Annotated in this window: 21 protein-coding genes and 1 pseudogene; 16 read left to right on the top strand and 6 right to left on the bottom strand. The window is 66.9% G+C overall.

Annotated elements, in window-relative coordinates; all coding sequences use genetic code 11:
* Nucleotides 1–7 precede the first annotated feature (7 nt).
* From SMD20_RS26790 to SMD20_RS26775, 4 genes are all read left to right on the top strand, one after another.
* Entirely contained in the window at nucleotides 8–1168 is a 1161-nt protein-coding gene (locus SMD20_RS26790) for a sensor histidine kinase (protein WP_329586087.1), read from the top strand.
* Entirely contained in the window at nucleotides 1159–1812 is a 654-nt protein-coding gene (locus tag SMD20_RS26785; protein WP_329586084.1) for a response regulator transcription factor, read from the top strand. The genes SMD20_RS26790 and SMD20_RS26785 overlap by 10 nt, the downstream gene beginning before the upstream one ends.
* A gap of 72 nt (nucleotides 1813–1884) precedes the next feature.
* Nucleotides 1885–2586, top strand: a complete 702-nt coding sequence (locus tag SMD20_RS26780; protein WP_329586081.1) for a hypothetical protein — start codon at nucleotides 1885–1887, stop codon at nucleotides 2584–2586.
* Between the two features lie 55 nt (nucleotides 2587–2641).
* Nucleotides 2642–3343 carry a nucleotidyltransferase domain-containing protein gene (locus SMD20_RS26775; protein WP_329586078.1) on the top strand — a complete coding sequence of 234 codons (702 nt, stop codon included), beginning with the start codon at nucleotides 2642–2644 and terminating at the stop codon, nucleotides 3341–3343.
* Here SMD20_RS26775 and SMD20_RS26770 read toward each other — a convergent pair.
* Nucleotides 3309–4070 (bottom strand): MBL fold metallo-hydrolase, encoded by a 762-nt coding sequence (locus tag SMD20_RS26770; RefSeq protein WP_329586075.1) that lies wholly within the window; start codon nucleotides 4068–4070, stop codon nucleotides 3309–3311. The genes SMD20_RS26775 and SMD20_RS26770 overlap by 35 nt on opposite strands.
* Before the next feature lie 119 nt (nucleotides 4071–4189).
* Between SMD20_RS26770 and SMD20_RS26765 the strand changes: the two genes are divergently transcribed.
* Nucleotides 4190–4708, top strand: coding sequence for an EF-hand domain-containing protein (locus tag SMD20_RS26765; protein ID WP_329586072.1), 519 nt, complete (start codon nucleotides 4190–4192; stop codon nucleotides 4706–4708).
* A gap of 8 nt (nucleotides 4709–4716) precedes the next feature.
* On the opposite strand, the gene SMD20_RS26760 is transcribed toward SMD20_RS26765, so the two are convergent.
* A complete protein-coding gene (locus SMD20_RS26760) occupies nucleotides 4717–5295 on the bottom strand; it encodes a hypothetical protein (RefSeq protein WP_329586069.1) in 579 nt (192 codons plus the stop codon).
* A gap of 89 nt (nucleotides 5296–5384) precedes the next feature.
* Here SMD20_RS26760 and SMD20_RS26755 point away from each other — a divergent pair, with 89 nt between their 5' ends.
* From SMD20_RS26755 to SMD20_RS26725, 7 genes are all read left to right on the top strand, one after another.
* Nucleotides 5385–6041 carry a TetR/AcrR family transcriptional regulator gene (locus SMD20_RS26755; protein ID WP_329586066.1) on the top strand — a complete coding sequence of 219 codons (657 nt, stop codon included), beginning with the start codon at nucleotides 5385–5387 and terminating at the stop codon, nucleotides 6039–6041.
* On the top strand, nucleotides 6029–6319 hold the full coding sequence (locus SMD20_RS26750) for a DUF6204 family protein (RefSeq protein ID WP_329586063.1): 291 nt from the start codon (nucleotides 6029–6031) through the stop codon (nucleotides 6317–6319). The genes SMD20_RS26755 and SMD20_RS26750 overlap by 13 nt, the downstream gene beginning before the upstream one ends.
* A gap of 117 nt (nucleotides 6320–6436) precedes the next feature.
* Nucleotides 6437–6721, top strand: coding sequence for a hypothetical protein (locus SMD20_RS26745; RefSeq protein ID WP_329586060.1), 285 nt, complete (start codon nucleotides 6437–6439; stop codon nucleotides 6719–6721).
* Nucleotides 6718–6954, top strand: a complete 237-nt coding sequence (locus tag SMD20_RS26740) for a hypothetical protein (RefSeq protein ID WP_329586057.1) — start codon at nucleotides 6718–6720, stop codon at nucleotides 6952–6954. Before SMD20_RS26745 ends, SMD20_RS26740 begins: the two co-directional genes overlap by 4 nt.
* A 209-nt stretch (nucleotides 6955–7163) precedes the next feature.
* Entirely contained in the window at nucleotides 7164–7742 is a 579-nt protein-coding gene (locus tag SMD20_RS26735) for a hypothetical protein (protein ID WP_329586055.1), read from the top strand.
* Between the two features lie 98 nt (nucleotides 7743–7840).
* On the top strand, nucleotides 7841–8464 hold the full coding sequence (locus SMD20_RS26730) for a hypothetical protein (RefSeq protein WP_329586052.1): 624 nt from the start codon (nucleotides 7841–7843) through the stop codon (nucleotides 8462–8464).
* Nucleotides 8465–9421: 957 nt separating this feature from the next.
* The gene (locus tag SMD20_RS26725) at nucleotides 9422–10120 is read left to right on the top strand and encodes a hypothetical protein (protein ID WP_329586050.1); all 699 of its coding nucleotides are present in this window, start codon (nucleotides 9422–9424) and stop codon (nucleotides 10118–10120) included.
* 139 nt (nucleotides 10121–10259) lie between these two features.
* Here the strand turns inward: SMD20_RS26725 and SMD20_RS26720 are convergent, their stop codons facing one another.
* Complete coding sequence (locus SMD20_RS26720) at nucleotides 10260–10796, bottom strand: GNAT family N-acetyltransferase (protein ID WP_329586047.1); 537 nt, start codon at nucleotides 10794–10796, stop codon at nucleotides 10260–10262.
* Between the two features lie 176 nt (nucleotides 10797–10972).
* Here SMD20_RS26720 and SMD20_RS48390 point away from each other — a divergent pair.
* Nucleotides 10973–11152 (top strand): annotated as a pseudogene (locus SMD20_RS48390) (transposase); the annotation flags it as partial.
* Nucleotides 11153–11377: 225 nt separating this feature from the next.
* Nucleotides 11378–12004, top strand: a complete 627-nt coding sequence (locus SMD20_RS26715) for a hypothetical protein (protein ID WP_329586044.1) — start codon at nucleotides 11378–11380, stop codon at nucleotides 12002–12004.
* Nucleotides 12005–12153: 149 nt separating this feature from the next.
* On the opposite strand, the gene SMD20_RS26710 is transcribed toward SMD20_RS26715, so the two are convergent.
* Nucleotides 12154–12654, bottom strand: coding sequence for a hypothetical protein (locus SMD20_RS26710; RefSeq protein ID WP_329586041.1), 501 nt, complete (start codon nucleotides 12652–12654; stop codon nucleotides 12154–12156).
* Between the two features lie 155 nt (nucleotides 12655–12809).
* Between SMD20_RS26710 and SMD20_RS26705 the strand changes: the two genes are divergently transcribed.
* Nucleotides 12810–13223, top strand: coding sequence for a GNAT family N-acetyltransferase (locus tag SMD20_RS26705; RefSeq protein ID WP_329586039.1), 414 nt, complete (start codon nucleotides 12810–12812; stop codon nucleotides 13221–13223).
* Nucleotides 13224–13866: 643 nt separating this feature from the next.
* Nucleotides 13867–14127: a hypothetical protein gene (locus SMD20_RS26700; protein ID WP_329592855.1), complete on the top strand. Its 261-nt coding sequence runs from the start codon at nucleotides 13867–13869 to the stop codon at nucleotides 14125–14127.
* Here SMD20_RS26700 and SMD20_RS26695 read toward each other — a convergent pair.
* Nucleotides 14076–14603, bottom strand: coding sequence for an inositol monophosphatase family protein (locus tag SMD20_RS26695; RefSeq protein WP_329586037.1), 528 nt, complete (start codon nucleotides 14601–14603; stop codon nucleotides 14076–14078). The genes SMD20_RS26700 and SMD20_RS26695 overlap by 52 nt on opposite strands.
* A gap of 556 nt (nucleotides 14604–15159) precedes the next feature.
* Nucleotides 15160–15498 carry a hypothetical protein gene (locus SMD20_RS26690; RefSeq protein ID WP_329586035.1) on the bottom strand — a complete coding sequence of 113 codons (339 nt, stop codon included), beginning with the start codon at nucleotides 15496–15498 and terminating at the stop codon, nucleotides 15160–15162.
* Nucleotides 15499–16047 lie beyond the last annotated feature (549 nt).

Genomic DNA, 16047 nt, shown 5'->3' with positions numbered 1-16047 from the left:
TCTGAGCGTGCGCACCTCGACCGCTTTGGAGGCTTTCGCCCGGCGGCCGCTCTCCTTCCTCCGCTCGGTCTGGCCCTGGCGGTCGCTCGCCTACCTGCTGGCGAGCGTCGTGCCCGGGATCGCCGTCGCCCTTGCCGCGCTCGCGGTGTCCTTCGTGGGGCCGGTGCCGCTGACGGCCGTCGCCGGGCTCGTCGCCGTGGCGGCGCTGACCCCGCTCGTGGCGAGGTTCGAGTGGTGGCGGCTGCGGCTCGTCGACCTCGCCCCGCCGGCCAGGAAGAGCGGCCTGTCGCGGCGGGAGGCGGTGCTGGGCGCGGTCTCCCTGCTCGCGCTCTGGTGGATCGACCTGGTGGTGGCCGGGTTCGCCGTGGCGGGTCCCGTGGTGCTGATCCTGTCGCCCGTTCTGCAACCTCTGGAGGGGGACGGGGCACTCGCGGCGGCCGTGGCCGTCTCCGGGGCGGGGCTGCTGCTGCTTCCCGTGGCCGCGTACGTCCTGACGGCCTGGGCCGGGGCGCGCGGAGCCGTGACCAGGGCGCTGATCGCGCCGGACGAGCTGGCCGAGGTGCTGCGCTCGCGGGCCCGGCTGCTGGAGTCGTTCGAGGCCGAACGCCGCAGGATCGAACGCGACCTGCACGACGGCGCCCAGCAGCGGCTGGTCGCGTTGAGCATGCGGCTGGGCCTCGCCCGGCTCGACCTCCCGCCGGACTCCCCGGTCGCAGAAGAGCTCGCCGAGGCGCACGAGGAGGCCCAGCGCGCCCTCGCCGAGCTGCGGGAGCTGATCCGCGGCGTGCATCCGCAGGTGCTCACCGACCGAGGGCTCGCCGCCGCCGTACGGGACGTCGCCGGGCGATCCCCCGTGCCGGTCGAGGTGGACGTCCGCCTCCCGCGACTGCCCGACGCCGTCGAGACGACCGCCTACTACGTGGTGGCCGAGGCCCTCGCGAACGTCGCCAAGCACAGCCGGGCGACCCGGGCGCGCGTACACGGTCGCCTGACCGGCGAGGTGGTCCTCGTGGAGATCCGGGACGACGGCGTCGGCGGCGCCGACCCGGCGCGCGGCACCGGCATGGCGGGCCTGGCCGACCGGGTCGCGGCGGTGGGCGGCAGACTGGCGTTGTCGAGTCCGGCGGGCGGGCCGACGACGATGAGCGTGGAGATTCCGTGCGCGTAGTGATCGCCGAAGACGCCGTCCTCCTCCGCGAGGGCCTGGTCAGCCTGCTCGAACGCTTCGGTCACACGGTCGTCGCCGCGGTCGCGGACGCCGGCGCGCTGACCGCCGCCGTGAACGAGCACGAGCCGGACATCGCGGTGATCGACGTACGCATGCCGCCGACCTTCACCGACGAGGGGCTGCGGGCCGCGCTCGCGCTGCGCGCGGCACGGCCGGAACTGGCCGTGCTGGTGCTCAGCCAGTACGTCGAGCAGACGTACGCGGCCGAGCTGCTGGCCTCCGGCCGTGGCGCCGGAGTCGGCTACCTGCTGAAGGAGCGCATCGGGAAGGTCACCGAGTTCGCCGACGCGCTCGTCCAGGTCGCGGGCGGCGCGACGGTGGTCGACCCCGAGGTGGTGCGGCAACTGCTGAGCAGGAACCGCGACCCGCTGGAACGCCTCACGTCCCGGGAACGCGAAGTGCTCGCCCTGATCGCCGAAGGGCGGTCGAACGCGTCGATAGCACGGGCGCTGTTCGTGACCGACGCGGCGGTCGCCAAGCACATCGCCGCCATCTTCACCAAGCTCGGCCTCCCGCCGACCGTCGACGGGCACCGCCGCGTGCTCGCGGTCCTCGCCTATCTGCAGGCCGAACCGGGATGGTAGTGCCAGGTCCACCAGGAAGGCTCGCCCGTGCGCCAATGCGCTGCCGCGAGCCCCACCGGTTGGATCGACGGCATGACACCCTCCTCTTTCGACTTCCCCGGCCGTTGGGCCGAAGCGGCCGGGCTGCTCCTCGGGCCGGTGCTGATGCTCGCCGGCGTCCTGCTCCGCGCCGGCACGGACGGCTTCTTCCCCGCCCAGCTCGCCGCCTTCGCCGCCGACCCGGCCAGGATGAGCCTGTCGTACGGGGCCTTCGCCGCCGGGAATGTGCTGCTGTGGCCCGCGGTCATCGCCCTGGTCCGGCGCGTGTGGCCGGAACAGCCGCGGTGGGCGCTGTGGGGCGGGGCGCTGGTCCTGCTCGGCCTGTTCGCCCGGACCTTCCATGCCGGGGTCAACCATCTGGCCTTCCAGCTCGTGGACGTACAAGGGGTGCGGACGGCGCAGCAGGCCGTCACCGGCTCGTACGGCGCCTTCCACGTGTTCCAGACGCTGTCGTTCGCGATCTTCTTCGGGTGGATCGTGCTGGCCGTGGGAACGTGGCGGGCGCGCGTCCTCGGACCCGTCCGGTCCGTGGCCCTGGCGTCGATGAGCGCCCTGCCGCTCGGCGTGCTCAAGGGCACCGGTCCGATGTCCGTCGTCGCCACCGCCGGCCTGTGCGTGGCCTTGGTCCCCCTGGGGCTGCGGGTCCTCAGGGACGGCCCGGCTCCGCGGTGGTGGGCCTACCCGCTGGCGCTCGCCCTGGGCGGCGCGGCGGTCCTCCTGGGCCTGGCCGGCTGAAAACCGCGTGCGCCGCCGGGGTGATCACGTCCATCCTGATGCTTGGAGGATCACTATGACCGCGAACGTCTTACTCGCCGGGATCGTCGGCTCGACCGCGTACGGACTGGCCGGGCCGAGCAGCGACGTGGACCGGCTGGGCATCTACGCCGCCCCCACCCTCGACCTGGTCGGCCTGACCCGTCCCAAGGAGAGCGTCGTCTCCACCGGCCCGGACCGGACGCTGCACGAGGCGGGGAAGTGGTGCGGGCTCGCGCTGGGCGGCAACCCGACCGTGATGGAGCTGCTGTGGCTGCCGGACGACCTGTACGAGACCCGTACGCCGCTCGGCGACGAGCTCATCGCGATCAGGGACGCGTTCCTGTCGGCGCCGCGCGTCCGCGACGCCTACCTGGGCTACGCCACCCAGCAGTTCCGCCGGCTCGAACAGCGCGGCGACGGCTCGTTCTCGGCCGACACCCGTAAGCGCACCGCCAAGCACGCCCGGCACCTCGCCCGCCTCCTGCGCCAGGGCCGCGAACTGTACGAGACCGGCCACCTCTCCATCCGCCTGTCCGACCCCGACGCCGTCCACGCGTTCGGTGAGCGGGTCGCCGCCGGAGACACCGAGGCGGCGCGCGCCCTGCTGACGTCCACGGAGAAGTCCTTCGACACCGCGCCCACCCCGCTGCCCGCGCAGCCCCGCCGCGCGGTGGTGGAGGAATGGCTGCGGCAGGTCCGCGTCACCCACTGGAAGCCGCTCGCGTTCCGACAGTGACCTGGAGGTCTTCTTCGGCGGCCAGCACGTCACCGCCGAACGCGAGTCGAGCCGCGGCCACGGCGGCGTCCCGGTCGTTGCCCGGCCAGAAGTGGGTGAGCATCAGCCTCCGGGCGCCCGCCCGTGCGGCCCAGTAACCGGCCTCGGCGGAGGTCAGGAGGTTGCGTGGGGAACGACCGGTCTCGCCGTCCCGATCGGTGGCCTCGACGATGAACAGGTCGGCGTCGCGGCCGAGCTCGGCGAGCACCGGAGTGGGACCGGTGTCCCCGGAGTAGGCCAAGGCGACCCCGTCGGCCTCCAGGCGGATCCCCGCGTTGGGCACGTAGTGGGGGAGCGACAGTCCTGTCAGCTCGAAGGGGCCCACCCTGTGGCGTCCGGGCAGCGGACGCACGTCGAAGACCGCGTGCAGATCGACGTCCGGTTCCAGGCCGCCGAGCCGGTCGAGCACGCCGGGCGGGCAGTACAACGGCACCTTCGGCGCACCGGCGTCGCCGTAGAACCGCATCCGGAACAGCCCGTGCAGGTCGATGCAGTGATCAGGGTGCTCGTGGGTGATGACGACGGCGTCCACCGCGCCGTCCGGCCAGTGCGCGAGCAGGCGGGGCAGCGTGGCGTAACCGAGGTCGAGCACCAGGCGGTAGCCGTCCCAGTCCACCGCGAAACCACTGCAGGCACGGCCTGGCTCGGGAAAGGCGCCACAACTGCCGAGCACGGTGACGTGTCGCATCCGCCCAGGGTGCCACGTGCTGATCTTCGAGGACGCAACAGATCCGTCACTCAAATGACTATGGTCACGTTCGGTGATGCTTCGACAGCATTGAGTCTCCCCGAAGAGCGGAGGCAGATGTGGCCAGTGAGTTCCAGCGGAGAAAAGTCGGCGGAGTCTTCCGGGCGATGGACGTGGACGGCGACGGCCGGCTGACCCAGGCCGACTTCCAGGCGCTGGCGCGCCGCTGGACGGCCGTCGCGGGACCCGCCGACCCGGAACGACTGGCCTCCGTCATGACCGGCTGGTGGCCGGTGCTCAGGGCCGCCTCCGGCGACGACGGCGTCTCTCTCGACCAGGTGCTTCACGTCGTGGACGGACTCGGCGACATGACCGACGCCGTCTCCGGCACCGCCGACGCCATGTTCGAGGCCATCGACCTCGACGGCGACGGCCTCATCTCCCGTGCGGAGTACGGCGCGCTCATCGCGACGTGGAACGGGGCACCCTCGGCGACCGACGAGATCTTCCCACGCCTCGACCTGGACGGCGACGGCCACCTCACCCGTGACGAGTTCCGCGTCCACTGGACCGAGTTCTGGGCCGGCGACGACCCGGACGCTCCCGGAACCTATGTGTTCGGCGCCCTGACGGAATAGCCCTCGGCTTACCAGGAGGGGTCATACCTGTAGCTGTACCAATGGCCTGTCAGGTGGGTGTAGTGGTCGCTGCCGTCCGTGTACTCGCCGGGCTCGCCGGAGGGCAGCCAGAGGAAGCCCCTGCCGTTCGGCGGGAACGGGTCTCGCACGGCGAACTCCACGCCGCCTTCTCCTGTGGAGACGTTCTCGTGCCGTGTCCCGTCGCACGCGTAGTACAGGCCGACCCATTGACACGGTTGTTCATGGCCGGGGTTTTCGTTCACGGCTTTGACGTAGGCTTCCATGCTCGGCTCGGAGATCGTGAAGCGGACCCAGGACGGCGCCCCGGTGGCGAGAGCGAGCAGGACGACGGCGGAGATGTAGCACGGCATGAGCGAGCGAGTGAAGACGCCGTCCGGCACGGTTCCCATGTGATCGGCCCAGGCCATCCGCATCGCCCAGTAAGTGAGCAGGAGAAAGCCGGCGGGGAGCCCGTACAGGAACGCGTCGAGCTTCGACCAGGAGGGGTGGCTGGCCCCTGCCAGGAGCACGGCTGCCGCGGCCGAGAAGACGACCAGGAAGGGTGATCCGGGCGGCTTGTTGATCACGGCCTCACCCTAGCGCCGCAGTCGGCCGGCGATCACGGGGAGAAAAATTGCAGTCGACTCCAACTATGGAGTCTGGTTAAAGTTTCCGCATGTCTGCTGAGGGACTACGGGAACGCAAGAAACGCGAGACCCGGCGGCACATCAGGGAGACCGCCATCGCGCTGTTCGTCGAGCGGGGCTTCGAGCACGTGACGATCGCCGAGGTCGCCGCCGCCGCCGGAGTCTCGGCCAACACGATCTACAACTACTTCGAGACGAAGGAGAACCTCGTCCTGCCGCCCGACGAGGCGTCCCCGCAAAGGCTCGCCGACATGGTGCGCGGCCGTCGGCCCGGCGAGGCCGCCGTACCGGCCGTGCTGCGCACCCTGCGCGACGAGGTGCGGCGCCGCGACCCCAGCCTCGGCCTGACCGACGGATTCGGCCGCGTCTTCGAGATGATGCGGGCCGCGCCCACGCTGACGGCCCGGCTCGAGGACCTCGGCCGGCAGATGACCGACGCGCTCGCCGCCGTACTCGCCGAGGAGACCGGCGCCGCACCCACCGCCCCGCTGCCCCGCGTGGTGGCCTGGCAGATCGGCGCCCTGCACTCGCTCATATACACCGAGATCGGCAGGCGTGCGGCCCTCGGGGAGGAACCGGGCACCATCGCCGCCGCCGTCCTCGACCTCCTCGCCGCCGCCGAGGAACTGCTCGGCGGCCACATCCTCACCTACGCCGTCAGAAAGGGCCCCCAGTGTTCCGAGTGATCATCTCCGGCAGGTTCGGCGATCTCGACGACGCCGGCCGCGCCGCCGTGCTCGCCGCGTCCGAGGTGGCCTTCACCGAGCGCGGCGCCTTCACCCACGACGGCACCCTGTCGGCGTTCACCTTCCGCTGCCAGGTGCCGGCCGAGCCGGACGACGACGAGCAGGACGCCACCCGGCGCGCCTTCGCGGCACTCGACGCCTACGGCCAGGCGTACGACGTTTTGCGTGTGGCGGTGACCGACATGCGCACCATCAAGACGCGCCGACGTCCTGCCTAGCCTTCGCGCGTGATGGCAAGCAGCGTGGGGGCATATCGGCTGCTCCCGCCGCGGCCGCGATGACTCATTGAGTTAGGAGTACACCTGCAAGGACTGCACTCCTAAAAACAGAAGGTCATGAACGCCGCCACTCACACGGGTCACGAGGTGGACGTCGCGGTCCGTGGCCCTGACGGCGCACTACTGGCCATCGGAGAGGCCAAGTGGGGGGATGTCATGGGGCTCGGGCACTTGGAGCGGCTGGAGCGGGTGGCGGCGCTACTCGCGGCCAGGGGCGAGGCGCCGGGGCGGCTGCTGCTGTTCAGCGGGACGGGGTTCATGCCGGCGCTGCAGGAGGCCGCGGCGCGCAGCGGTGGGCGGGTGCAGTTGGTGGGACTGGAGCGGTTGTACACAGGTTCGTGACCCTGATCGGACCGGGAGAAATCCGCTTCGCGCGGCGCGTCCAGGTCGGGCCGGTCGACATCAACGTCCCGGCATGGATCGCAACTGACCAGGTCACCGGTCTCAATCTGCTGCGGCCGTCACGGACAGGCGTCATACTGTTGCTTGCGGTCATCGCTGTTCTCCTTCTTGGAATCGTTGCTACGAAGGATCACGCGATGACCGCTCTCATTTCACAGCACCACACCCGCTGACCAAGCAACGGTCTCGCTCTACGGGGCCTGCCTGCTCGCTTCACCCGCTCGACCAGCAATACCGGCGGCGGCTGGACGGTCCCAAGCATTCGATCCCGCCGTATGGCCTGGGCCGTGCCGGGTCTGGCACGCTGACCGTCATGGGAACTGGTGCGGCAACTCTGGGGCTCGTGGAGGTCACGTCGGCGTTGGAGACTGCTCTCACCGCCGTGAACACGGCAGGGGCCGACCCGGCGTACCGCTTGGGCGGCACCGGCGCGGCCCTGCTGCAAGGCGTGCGGCTGCCTGTCGGGGATCTCGACCTCCTGGTGGCCCGGCGGAAGGACGTGGACGCGTTCGCCGCCGCTCTCTCGTCCTTCCCATGCCTCTACACGCCGTCCTGGTTGCCCGAGAGCGCGCAGTATTTCACCCGTTACGAGGTGAACGGGGTTCACGTGGAGATCAGCACGGTCGAGAGGGAGACGGACTCCGACGCCATGGAGTGCATCGGCCGCGGCCCCTGGCAGCACTACGTCCTGATCGCGTGCGGCCCCTACCGGGTCCCTGCCGTACGCCTGGAACTGCGACTGGCCACAGAGCTCCTGCGCGACCGCCCCGACCGGTACGAACCACTCCTCGACCACCTGGCCGCGCACGGATACGACGCGGATCTGCTGGACAGAGCCATGACCGGGTGCGCTCTGCCGGCGGAACGCCGTCGCCTGGCCCACGACCGCCTCGACGGACGCCCGGCCCTCGGCTCGACCGATCTCGGCGCGGATCGCCCGTTGGGAAACTCCAGCGTCTGAACAACTCACCATCACCTCCCGGAGTGGAGCAGGTAGACGGCTGGCGACCGCCTGAAGATCTTGCTTGCCTGGGTTCAGGCAGTAGGAAACACTGCGTCGTGCACTCCGAAGAGCAAGTCGAAGAGGTGGTCGACGAGTTGCAATGCCGTATCTACACGGCATTGCGTGACGGCGGCCTCGAGACCGAAACCGTCCTCGAACTGGCCTCCTGGCTGGAGGAATGGGGGATGAGCACTCCGGCAACGCAGGAGCTTCTCGAACGCCCCGCCGCTCATCTGACCATGGCCGATCTGACCCGCCTGGGCGAGAGCCTTCTTCGCGACAGCAATTTCGAGCCGACCTTCGCCCTCGAACCTCGTCTCTGGGCGACGCTGGAGCGCGCGCTAGAGGTCGTGGAGCGCGATGTTCGCGCCCGAGGAATCATCGGTACGCTCCGCTTGGTCACCCATGACTGGGACAAGGGCGGTCATGCCTGGGTGGAGTTTCAGGGTTGCTACCACGGCAACGGCATCCCGCCCATCATGGGAAGCGACCCTCAAACGGCTCTCGCGCAGGTCGCCGATGCCGTCCAAGAAACGATCACGGAGTTGACCTGGATAGTCTGGCCCGTCTGCGCTACGCACGATCTTGGCCTGCACGCCGGAGGGGAAAACGGGATCGCCGTTTGGCGGTGCGCCGGCGATGGAACGCATACCGTCGCGCCGGTCGGTGAACTGCCTTGATCACGTCGACGGACACATACGCCGTCGGTCCAAGGAGGCGCAGAACGTCTGGATCGCTCGTCGCAACGGTGTGATGCCGAAGTGCAGGATTAGCGCAACGGGCCAGTATAAACGTCGAGCATAAGGCCAGGCAGGTCATCGTAGATTCGCCCAGTCTTTTGCCAGCGCCGGCGTTCCAGGAAAGAGGCGATGTCGTCATCTCCTTCGGGAAGAACGACAAAGCCCCGATCTCTTTGACATGATCATTAGGTGCTGTACGGTCATTTCAATGGCCCTGGCGCCTGGAGTTGCGAAGATGCTTATGAGGCAAGCGTGTCCGTGAGGTGCAGGTTGCGCCCATTCGTCGTAAATCAATGAACCAGTATCACCGTCGATCGGAAACCCGAAAGCCATGACGGCTACGGATGCCCCCGGTTGATCAAAGAGTGGCGATGGTTTCCTGATGCCCCGATTAACTGGCTGTATGTCTTTGAGAGGGCTTAAACCCTCTGGGAGATTCCAGCTACTATAAGCGGTAGCTTCCCGTAGCGCGAGTTGACGGTGGACGCGGTCAACCGCATGAGCCGCGATCGTTTCATTCAAACTCCATGGCGCACTCATGTAACTAGCCGCGCAGAGTTTCTCGCTCTTGCTCAGGAAAAGCTCTTCGACAATAGGCCCTCGATCCAACCGGAATATCGTTCCCTTGTCCATGGTGTGATGGTATGCGAGGTCCAGCAGAGGGCCTAGGCAACAGGTGTGATGCGCCAGTACGTTGCGACAACACCAGGCGTGCGAATGCGATCACGTCCCAGGAGTGGGCTTGGTGCGTCATGAAAGCGGCTGCTCGTGACCACCCTTTCGCTGTTTCTCCTGCAAGGAGAAGAGAGCCATCTCGCTTCATGATCAGTAGCTATCCATGGCAGCGCCCTGCTGAACGAGATTCCATCTGGGTCGTGCATACGATGATCAGCTACGTTGCCCGACGGGCCGGAGCTGAGGAATGAAGTCCCACTCGCCATACTCCAGAACATCGGCCACCTCGATGCCGGTTTCCTCAGTTCGGACGTTGGCGGGGAGTGGACGGGCGGCCTTGAGAAGCGGGGAATTCTGGAGAACCACAGCTCGATTTTCCCTACGGGCATCGTGTGGAGGAGTCCGGGGCCGGGTGGCATCGCTTCACGCCTGTCGGTGTCGATCTTGTTACGGTCCACCGGAGGATCAGAGAGAGGCGGAGCGATGATCAGTTTCGATGGGACCTTCTACACGATCGCAGACCCTCTCTTCGAGATGACCATTCCGGCTTGGGAAGGCTATGAGCCGGACACGGCCGATCAGGCGGACGCCACGATCACCTTTCCCGACGGCTCCCGGCGATACGCGACCTTCATGACCTTGCATGTGATTCAGAAGCTCATGGATAAGAACGCACGCACCGGTGAGTCCCTTGGCGGTCGGTACTTCTGGTGTTCCGACCTGATCATCATCAGGGATGTCGGCTTCGAAGAGATGGCGGCTGCGATTCGCGACCTGATCGAGTCAGGAGGGTCGAGCAGGCCTGCGGCCTCCTCGACCCTCCTGACGATGCCGTGGAGCGGTGAATGCTCTGCGAGTGGAGCGGGTGACGGGAATCGAACCAGTGCTGTCAGCTTGGGGACTGCCTCGATCACGGCCTGATGAGGTACTGAACTGGGCAGAATGCCGGGCCCGAGTGACCGTGACTGCCCCCTCGTCACCCTTGTTAATGGCCGCTGATGGCTCGGCGATCAGCCAGTGACCTGGTCTTGCCCACGTGGCGCACCCTGCGCCTGCCTGATCATCTCGTCGCTCGATGAATCGCCGGAGGCGGATCGTTCCGCAGTCTGCTGTACATCCAGCCGTCGCGCCACTGACCAGCACGGAACTCCACCGCGCGTAGGACGCCCTCCAGAGTGAAGCCGGCCTTCTCCAACGACTTCTGTTCTGCGATGTTCTCCGGGTGGGTGGTGGCTTGGATACGCTCGGCCGGAGTGTGAGTGAACAGGTAGTCGCACAGCATCGCCTGCGCACGCCAGCCGATGCCACGCCCGCGCCAGTCCGGAAGCAGGGCGATCCCTATCTCCCAGTATCGGGAGACCCCGAACCCCTGTGCCAACCAACTCATGAAGCCCGCGGCCGTGCCATCGACCTCGACGATGACCCTGCTGTCGGCTTCGCCTAGGTAACCGTCGGTGGCGTAGCGCCGCGCTGGCGCCTGCGCATCGCGGAACCCCGTCCAGTCCAGCCCGATCAATCCAGGCTCCGTGACGAAACGCCGGAACATGGCGAGATCATCCTCTGCCACCGGCCGCAGTCGTACCTCAAGCGTGCTCATCGTGTCACCTCCCTTGTGACGCGTTCGTACGCCAAGATCACGTCACTGGCCTGGACCCTACCTCGCCGGATGTTGGGGCGCGGGGACATCGCGGCCGGGGCCGCGCCTTTCGGCACGACGCTCCGCGCGAGGTTTCACCTGGTCGAACGCGATCTCGATGAGCGGATCTGACCTCGATCAACGAAGTCGCGACCAAGATCGGCATTGGCGTGCGGAGCTACCGCGGACCTGGGTGCGGCGGGCCCAGACCGATGAGGGCAGCCGGCCAAGCCGCACCTTAGCTGAGTCGGCGGAGCTGAGGCGGCTGCGCAGGGAGAACGCCGAACTCCGGCAGGTGAACGAGATCTTGAAGCCCCGGGCGATCGTCGGTTGGGCCGCTTCACCCCCCAAGCGCACCACCCTCCTACTGGACGCCCTGGACATGACCCTGTGGCGGCACGCAGCGGGCACGGCCTGGTGGCCGGTACGCACTCCGCTGGCTCTGCTCGGGCATCTACCTCACCCACTTACGGCCCACCGGAGAGTGACCCGTGATCATAAAAGGTTGGACAGCAGTTCTGCGTGGACAAGAAGATCTCGGCATGGGAACCGACATCCATGGATTCATCGAGTGCCGCACCTGGACTCCCGGACTCGATGTCGGTGAGACCGCTTGGTGCGCCGCTATCTCGCTGGCGATGTTGGTCGGCAGAGACTACGAAGCCTTCGATTGCCTCTTCGGGGTTCGCAGCTCAGGCCACTGGCGACCGGTAGCGGCCGATCGCGGGCTCCCTCAGGATGCGTCGGAGACCACCAAAGCGGGTTTGGCGGAATGGGCGGAAGCTGCCTTCGGCGTCACCTGGTTGAACTGGGATGAGGTCACCGCGATCGACTGGGATGAACCCGCGCTTCATCCGACCAACGTGGCCCAGTATCGGCAGCTTCCCGATCAGCGCCTAGAACTCGTTCATCGCTCGGTATGGAGCCGTAGGTTCGCTCGGGTAAGTGGCGTGGATACCTTGACGGTCGACCCTTATCAGGTTGCTGTGCTGTGGGATGAAGGCACCGAGTGGAGGGACAGAGACACCGTCTTCCGCGTTGAGCGTGCCACGCGCCGCCGTGCCGTACCGCCTGACAGCCTCTGGCACGGGGTGTGGACAGTTATGCGTACGCTCGCGCACGTTCACGGAGACAATGCTGTCCGCTTGGTGGCCTGGTTCGAGGAGTAGGCGATCCGGCATGCCGGACAGGAGCGGGTGACGGAAATCAAAACCCGCGCTGTCGGCTTGGGAATAGCAACGATCTTCGCTTGCAGGGGCGTTGGCCTGCGGCTGAAGCCGGTCGTTAGTGGACCGTGGCTGACCCCTCGTCACCGCCCTCAATGACACGCCAATGGCACGACGATCAGGCTCTCGACCTCAATCGTTGCCACCATGAAGGCTTGATGACACGGGCAGCTGTCCTGTGTGATGCCTCTCCTGTCACGGCGTACTAAGAACGCCTCAAGGTCATGCTCGGTCCCGTTGTGGATCCGCTTGGCGACCTTGTCATGTGGATAGCCTCGCAGCTGCTCGGGGCTCTCCACGGCGGCGTTCTCGTCCGTGCAGTACACCCATGTCCAGTCGCTGTTTCGGACGATCATCTCGCTCAGATACGCCCCGGCACCCATGATCACGCTGTGGATGACCTCGGGCGGCGGCTTCGAGCCGGCGAACTCGGTGCGGTAGTTGTCGAGATGATGGATGAACGCCGGGTCCCAGTCGAAGGAGTATCCGTTCTCGCGCATGTGCTCAACGAAGAGCTCAGCCAGGTTCCGCATGTGCTCTGCAGTCTCAGCGTCGCTCGGTGGCGGTTCCTGCTGCGACTTCCTGCGCACCATCGACTCCTACGTCCCGGTTCGGATCATCAGCGCAGCTTCTTATGACACGGTCTGGTCGCGGAAGCCTCGCCCCCGCGCTCCGGGCGTAACCGCCTGCCTCATCATTTCGAAGCCGGAGTGTCCCCGCCGGAGGCATCTATGGCACCCTGCTCGGCATGGTGATGAGCGACCAGGCCCCGGAGAGTCAGATCAGATTGGAGGTGTCCCCCGCGCTCGGGGACACGGAGCTGAACGAGTTGTTCGGGGCGTCATGGCCTGATCATCGTCCTGCTTCATTCTCGGGGATGCTGGCCCGCAGTCTCTGCTGGGTGGCCGCATACCGTGAGGGGGCGCTGGTGGGCTTCGTCAACGTGGCCACAGATGGTGGTATTCATGCCTTCATTCTCGATACCACCGTGCACCCCCGAGTTCGTCGACAGGGGGTGGGTGTGCGCTTGGTGCAGCGTGCCGCTCAGGAGGCACGCTCACGTGGTGCCAGGTGGTTGCACGTCGACTATGAGCCGCATCTCGAAGAGTTCTATGCGCGATGTGGGTTCCGGCCAACTGCTGCCGGGCTCATGCGGCTTTGATCGTGAGCGTCGTGGGGAGCGGCGCGGCGCCGGGTCTCAGCGGATTCCTTGGGTACGGCGGGCACGGTCGTCGGCGGTGCCGGCCCGAGCTGCCGCCGTCCGGGACCGGCCCTCAGGCCGCACGCCCGGACGGCGGGCAGGCGTACGTCACGCCCTAAGTGTCGGCTCCTTGAGCGGTAGAGGTCGAACTGTCGCGGTCAGCTCGGGAATTGCAGGCATCTTGCCTTGTAGGGGCGTTGAACTGGGGCTGGGGCCAGTCGTGAGTGCCCGCGGTCGACCCCTCGTTACCGCCTTCAATGGCATGACGATCACCCCGCGACCTGGCGTTTCTCGCGCGGCGCGCGCACGCTGTCCGCCTGATCATCCCGTCTGCCGTCGACCCGCCCGAAGGGGAAGCGGGCCTGGGCCATGGGGTCAAGGTGGAGCGCCCCGCCAGACGAACGACCTTGGCCTCGTGGCCCTGGTCTGCTCGGCTTGTCCCAGGTCGATGGTGGGCGGGATGATCAGGCTTCCACCTCAGCGACCTATGGACTCCAGGCCCAAGCGATGATCATCTCCGAGCTGGAGGGCTCGCGCCGGAGGCGTTAGGTTGAAGCCGCACAGATGGAATGCTCGACTTGGCCACGGCGAAGGGGCGAAGGGTATGGCGATTCGTCCGAAGGCCTGGAGTAAAGAGTCACGCAGTGTCCTGCTCAAATGGACTGCCGGTATCGTGCTCTTCTTCTTAGTGGGGCTGGTCGTCGACTACATCACTGAAGGGCCCGAAAGGATCACGGCGGCGTACCTTACAGCGCGCCCTCTCACGCTCGCCTTCTTCTGGCTGATCGGAGCGATGTTCATATGGCGCTGGGGCTATATCCGTGCTCTGAGACGGCAGAACGATTCGAACGGAGTCGAGAAGTAAGGCGCCTCGGCGGAAGGACGATGTCGGTTCATCGCGGCTGGCGGCGGGGCGCCGACGGTCGGCGAGTTGCGGCGATGCCCCGCGAGGCGACCGCGCTGGCCGGCTCCAGGCCGTAGCGCGGCCTGGAGCCGGAGCGGGGCGTACGGCGGCGCGGCCTGCCGCCGCTTGATACCCGCATGAGCTATTCGGCATGTTCTGGTCGACCGCCGCAGCCTTTGGGCCTCGGCGATAAGTTCGACTAGATCAGCCACGAGCTTGGGACTGGCGGCGATCGTCGCTTGGGCGGTCACACTGTGTGGGCTACCGTCGAGATCGACGACTGTTGCTCCCGCTTCTCGGGCGATGATGACGCCCGCTGCGGTGTCCCATGGGCTGTTGCTGAGCATGATGCCGGCGTTGATCCTGCCGTCCGCCACCCATGCGAGATCGATCGCGGCTGAGCCGAAGGCTAGGTGATTCTTCAGAAGGTGGATCAATTCGGGTCAGGCCGTCGCCTGCCCACTACCTACCGGGGCGCGGGATGGGGGATGGCGAGCGGAGCGAGCGTCCGGGGGTCGAAGGGGGCGGAGCCCCCTGGGAGGCGCCGTCTGGAGCCCCAGATGCGCGAAGCGCTCCAAAGCGGAAGGCGATGCAGTTGGAGCGGGTGACGGGAATCGAACCCGCGCTGTCAGCTTGGGAATTGCATGGATCTTGGCTCGTAGGGGCGTTGACCTGGGCCTGAGGCCGGTCGTGAGTGACCGTGGTTGACCCCTCGTTACCGTCCTTAATGGCACGCTAATGGCACGACGGTCAGCTGGCCACCTGGTGTTTCTCGCGCGACGCGCGCACGCCGTCCGCCTGATCATCCCGTCTGCCGTCGACCCGCCCGAAGGGGAAGCGGGCCAGGGCCACGGGGCCAAGGTGGAGCCCCCAACTGGAGGAACGACCTTGGCCCCGTGGCCCTGGTCTGCTCGGCTTGTCCCGGGTCGATGGTGGGCGGGATGATCAGGCTTCCACCTCAGCCACCAACAGCCCACATACCTGGCACTGCGGTCATCCCGGAGCCGGAGCGCCCCCGCCGGAGGCATCTTCTCTGGCGCTAGAGCCGTACTTCCGCTGCGCGGCTTGGGCACTGACTCCGAGGGCTTCTCCGATCTCCTTCCAGGTGTGAGGACGCCGAGGCGGTTCGTTCAACGGCACGTCACCACGGTCATCAACACCGTGAAGGACTAGCAGGCATATCTGATCTTCGAGAGCTCGCATCAGACGCTTGGACATGTCGATCTTTGCGAGGACGTCGGCCTCTTCTCCCTTCTCTAGGGCCACGAGCCTTGCAGCAAGCTTCCTCGTGATTCGTGTAAGGAAGATGTCGAAGTCTTCGGTGATCTCCACATCAACATATGTTGATCCGCCCATTCATCGGGCGCTAGACCATCGACAAAGTCGCAGGTCATAGGCGTCCGTTGAGCTAAGACGTTAGCTGCAGAAGTGAGTAGCTTCCTACCTCGTGGTTGGCCTGGGGCTGTTCTCAAACGGACGGCCCCCCGGTGGATCGGAGGGCCGTCCACACCAACAACTCCATCACGAGTAGGAAGGTGTACTGATGACGGTGCCACGACGTGTACGTCAACGGCGAGTTGTATCGATCACGGCCGTCGTGATCTTAATAGCTGTTTGTCTTGCCTGGCCCGCACTGGCTCAGGCGGCTAGTTCGGTCGCCGCGATTCTCGCGCTTGGAGTCGCCGTGCAAGAGCGGAGCGCGAGGCGCAACGGCAAGCGCAGACAGTAGTCGCGGTAATCGCCTGTGCTCGGGCGCCGCTCAAGAAGACCGCGGAGCCCGAGCACGGCCGTGCGCGAGAACGGCCCCCAGGCCGCACGCGCAGCGTGCGGCCGAGCGCAGGGCTGCGCGGCGGCGCGGAGCGCCGCCCTTGATAGCTATAA

The organism is Nonomuraea sp. LP-02 (assembly GCF_036289125.1).
GTDB lineage: Bacteria > Actinomycetota > Actinomycetes > Streptosporangiales > Streptosporangiaceae > Nonomuraea > Nonomuraea bangladeshensis.
This window is presented reverse-complemented; position numbering and strand designations above follow the sequence as displayed.